This window comes from Sphingobacterium sp. UBA7253, from assembly GCF_002472745.1.
Lineage (GTDB): Bacteria > Bacteroidota > Bacteroidia > Sphingobacteriales > Sphingobacteriaceae > Sphingobacterium > Sphingobacterium siyangense.
This window is the reverse complement of sequence record NZ_DKSP01000063.1, coordinates 14,541-18,893: the sequence shown is the minus strand read 5'-3', so window position 1 is coordinate 18,893 and position 4,353 is coordinate 14,541. Positions and strand designations below refer to the sequence as shown.

The following is a 4,353-nucleotide window of genomic DNA, read 5'->3' as shown; positions in this document are numbered from 1 at the left end:
TTCGCAGATTGAAAAAAAGGGGTCAATATCGAAATGATGAAAAAAGCTATGCCTGTACCAAAGATATCCCATCCTAAAATTTATTTAGGACACAAGTGGACACATATGATAAAAACTGTTTAATTGTTTAAATTTTGTATTTAATTAGTTATTTTTTTACCCCTTAAAGACATGTCGGTTTAGGTGTCTTATCAGGAGTGGTTTATAATTGTTTATCTGACATGAAAATACGAAAATAAATATACAAAGCAAGTGTTAATTTTACACTATTTAACATTTAAACTTTAATCAATTGAAAGTAAACTATTTGAAGAAACAAACTGGCTAACCTTATTTTTGTATCATGTATAATCCGGCCTTATGAGGATGATATTTGGGACAAAAAACACCTAACAGCTCGTCTTTAAGAGAAATTTTTACAAGAAAAGTAAACTCTAGTATACCGAAAGTATATTATCAATTTTTTAAATAATAATATGCATCTTTATCCATTATAATTAGATCTGTAATTGATTTTTTTAAAACAACTATGTATATACAAACAATGGAGCTCAATACGGATCTATTAATAACAAAGAAATAGTTGTATCTACAAACAAAACTATGAACATAAAAATTAGGCAAGAAAAGTCAAGTGACCCAACTATTGTATTCGAACTGATCCGAATCGCTTTTGAAAACGAACAGTATAGCGATCATCAAGAGCACATTTTAGTAGAAAAACTAAGAAAGAGAGCGGAATTTATACCACAAATGTCAATCGTAGCAGAAGTTGAAGGAGAAATAGTAGGCTACATCCTCCTGACAAAGGTGCAGATTATTGATAAAGAGAATCAAAAAGCATTCGATTCTCTCGCCTTGGCTCCTGTCGCTGTGCTACCTCAGTTTCAAGGACAAGGAATTGGCGGTAAATTAATTCTTGCTGCCCATCAGATTGCAAAAGAATTGGGTTTTGGATCGGTAGTTGTGCTCGGACATGCAGACTATTATCCTAAATTTGGATATGTACCTGCATCAGTCTATGGTATACAATTTCCATTTGATGTTCCTGATGAAAATTGTATGATAAAAGAACTAACAGACAATTCCTTAAAAGGTATACAGGGCACTGTCCATTATCCAGAAGAGTTTGGTGTTATTTAATAAACCAAACTCTTCATTATGATTTGATGCCAATTAACAATCCCATTTAATATTTAATCGGATAGTCTTGCATAAATTCAAACTGATAACCATCTTTTTTCAATGCATCTATTAAAGAAGACAACTCCTGCTGTCCCTTTTGCGTTTGAAACATATCATCATGCATCAAGAAAACAACATTATTAGGCACCATTGAGCTTTTATTGTTCATATAATTCCGAATGTGTGACAAAGTAGACTCCTGGCTTTGTATAGGTGCACCAGTGATGCTATTAAGCCGCCACTCGACATCCCAACCATAAATTGTATATCCGTTCTTATGCAACAAATCGGCGGTACTGGATCCATTCTTAAGGTCGATCTTACGAACATCATCATATATCCAAATATTCCTGCCTGGAAGTCGAACGATCTTATGTTTTAGATTGAGATCTTTTTCATTCTTTTCAAAATCAGCAAAAGCATTTTGGGGGTTATTATAAAATCGAGAATACTGATTGTTTGCATGTGTATAGCTATGATTATAACAGGCTATAAGCGGATTGGATTCATAACGGGCAAGATCACGTTTCCTCCCTTTGCTCATATTAGCGTGCTTACCAATCAAGAATACACTCACTTTAATGTTTTTTTCTTTCGCAATAGAATCAATAAAGGCACTACCAATCAATGGTCCGTCATCAAAAGTCAGGTAGATATGTTTTGGATACGTATCAAATGCTTTCCGCAGGGAATCCTTAAGTTCTCGTTTTTGTTGTTTGATCGGAACAGGATGCAAGCTATCTACTGTAAATTGAATCTGATTTTTCTGAAGTGAATCCCACCTATTTAACAAATGTGGTATTTTTTCCTTGACAACCAATTTTTCCGTAAGTGTGTCCTTCAGCTCGCCTTTTCCCAAGACCTTGTTTGAAAAATCCCTACATGCGGTTACACTAAACATTGTACTACAAATGAAAAGTACCACAAACAACCTACTACACTTCATATCAATCGCTATAACTTTAATGAATTTCTTTTTTCAAAATTACTACAAAAACCTATTTATTAACCATAAAATCTTACAAATCCCTACTTTCAGGGATAAGGTTAGTAACCTTCAACAATCCCGTACACCTCTTTTTATGGCTTCAGTTTTTATTATAAATCCGATATAAGAAACAATCGTGCCACTTTTTTCGACAGTTGGTCTCTATTTCTTTTTAAAAAATAGTGCTTTGTTATATTCAAAATTCATGCGTGCTATATTCAAAACTGATATACCTTGTGGGCACTCCACCTCGCAGGCTTCTGTATTCGTGCAGTGACCAAATGACTCCAAATCCATTTGCTTCACCATATTTAAAACACGTTCACTGCGCTCTTCTTTTCCCTGTGGAAGCAAAGCCATATGGGTAATCTTTGCGGAGGTAAATAATGCAGCACTACCATTTTTACACGTTGCAACACAAGCACCACAGCCAATACAGGCCGCTGAGTCAAATGCTGACTCAGCTAACTCATGTGAAATAGGAATCACTGTCGCGTCTGGGGCTTGACCAGTATTGATGAATACAAATCCCCCAGAAGAAATAATTCGGTCAAATGCCGAACGGTCCACTTTCAAATCCTTTTTAACCTGAAATGCTGCTGATCGAAAAGGTTCGATAAGAATCGTATCATTATCTTTGAATGAACGTAAATGTAGCTGACAGGTGGTTGTATGCTTAAGAGGTCCATGTGCGATGCCATTGATCATCATACCGCATTGCCCACAGATCCCTTCGCGACAATCATGGTCAAACTCTACAGGTTCGTCTCCATGCGTAATAAGCTGTTCATTTAGGGTATCCAGCATCTCCAAAAACGACATATGTGGATTGAGATCTGTTAAGGTGTAAGTAACTAATTTTCCTGCAGCGTCGCTATCTTTTTGCCGCCATATTTTAAGGTGTAAATCCATAATCGTTCTATTTATTTATAGCTCCTTACAGTTGGTTGTATCTCTTCAAAAATTAATGGTTCCCGAATTAGCTCAGGTTCTTGCCCCTCTCCCTTCCAGGCCCAAGCGGAAATAAACTGGTATTCAGCGTCATTCCGTAATGCCTCCCCATCTGCAGTCTGATATTCCTCCCGGAAATGTGCCCCACAGGATTCGTTCCGCGTCAACGCATCATAACACATCAATTCTCCAATTTCAAAGTAATCGGCTACACGTCCAGCTTTTTCCAATTCCGTATTTAAGGTATTGGCTTCACCACTAACAATAACATCTTTATAAAACTCTTGCTTCAGCCTATTAATCTCCACAATAGCATAACGGAGGCCTTTCTCATTACGCGCGAGCCCACAATAGTCATAGAGTATTTTACCCAGTGTTTTATGAAAATAATCCACGGTTTTACTGCCTTTAATCTTTAAAAATCGATCAATTTGCGCCCGAACACCTACCTCTGCACGTTCAAACTCAATATGGTCTGTAGAAATTTTGCCCGTGTGAATATCGTTTGCCAAATAATTTGCAATCGTATAGGGTGCAATAAAATAACCATCCACAGAGGCTTGGAGCAAGGAATTGGCACCCAATCTATTTGCACCGTGGTCTGCAAAATTAGCTTCACCTAACGCAAATAAACCCGGCAGGCTTGTCATCAGCTCATAATCTATCCATAATCCCCCCATTGAAAAATGGGCGGAAGGTGAAATCATCATCGGTTCTTTATAAGCATCATATCCCGTAATCTTTTCATACATATCGAACAGATTACCATATTTCTCTTGTATTTTCTGTTTCCCCTGTTCTCTAATAGCTTTCGCAAAATCAAGGTAAACAGCATTTTTAAGTGGACCAATCCCAAAGCCAGCATCAATCCGTTCTTTGGCCGCTCGAGATGAAATGTCCCTTGGAGCAAGATTACCAAATGCGGGATAACGACGCTCTAAATAGTAATCTCTCTCTTCCTCAGGAATAGCGTTCGGTTCCCGCTTCTCATCTTCTTTCAAAGGAACCCAAATCCTTCCATCATTACGTAACGACTCTGACATTAGTGTTAATTTAGACTGATAATCGCCAGACTGCGGCAACGAAGTCGGATGAATCTGAATCCAGCTCGGGGAGGCCATTAATGCCCCCTTCTTGTGTGCCCGCCAAATGGCAGAGCCATTACAGCCCATTGCTAGTGTCGATAGATAATAAATTTTACCGTACCCTCCAGTTGCCAATATAACGGT

General features: G+C 37.6%; 4 protein-coding genes. 1 reads left to right on the top strand and 3 read right to left on the bottom strand.

Features of this window, described 5'->3' with window-relative positions:
* Window positions 1-603: 603 nt before the first annotated feature.
* A complete protein-coding gene (locus tag B2X72_RS05870; protein ID WP_198386113.1) occupies window positions 604-1,143 on the top strand; it encodes a GNAT family N-acetyltransferase in 540 nt (179 codons plus the stop codon).
* Between the two features lie 46 nt (window positions 1,144-1,189).
* Here B2X72_RS05870 and B2X72_RS05865 read toward each other — a convergent pair whose 3' ends face one another.
* The 3 genes from B2X72_RS05865 to sdhA form a co-directional block, all read right to left on the bottom strand.
* The gene (locus tag B2X72_RS05865) at window positions 1,190-2,086 is read right to left on the bottom strand and encodes a polysaccharide deacetylase family protein (protein ID WP_088161588.1); all 897 of its coding nucleotides are present in this window, start codon (window positions 2,084-2,086) and stop codon (window positions 1,190-1,192) included.
* Window positions 2,087-2,335: 249 nt separating this feature from the next.
* Window positions 2,336-3,085 (bottom strand): succinate dehydrogenase/fumarate reductase iron-sulfur subunit, encoded by a 750-nt coding sequence (locus B2X72_RS05860; protein WP_286848545.1) that lies wholly within the window; start codon window positions 3,083-3,085, stop codon window positions 2,336-2,338.
* Window positions 3,086-3,096: 11 nt separating this feature from the next.
* Window positions 3,097-4,353 (bottom strand): succinate dehydrogenase (quinone) flavoprotein subunit (gene sdhA / locus B2X72_RS05855; RefSeq protein WP_286848544.1); only part of this gene is annotated, 1,257 nt, incomplete at its 5' end.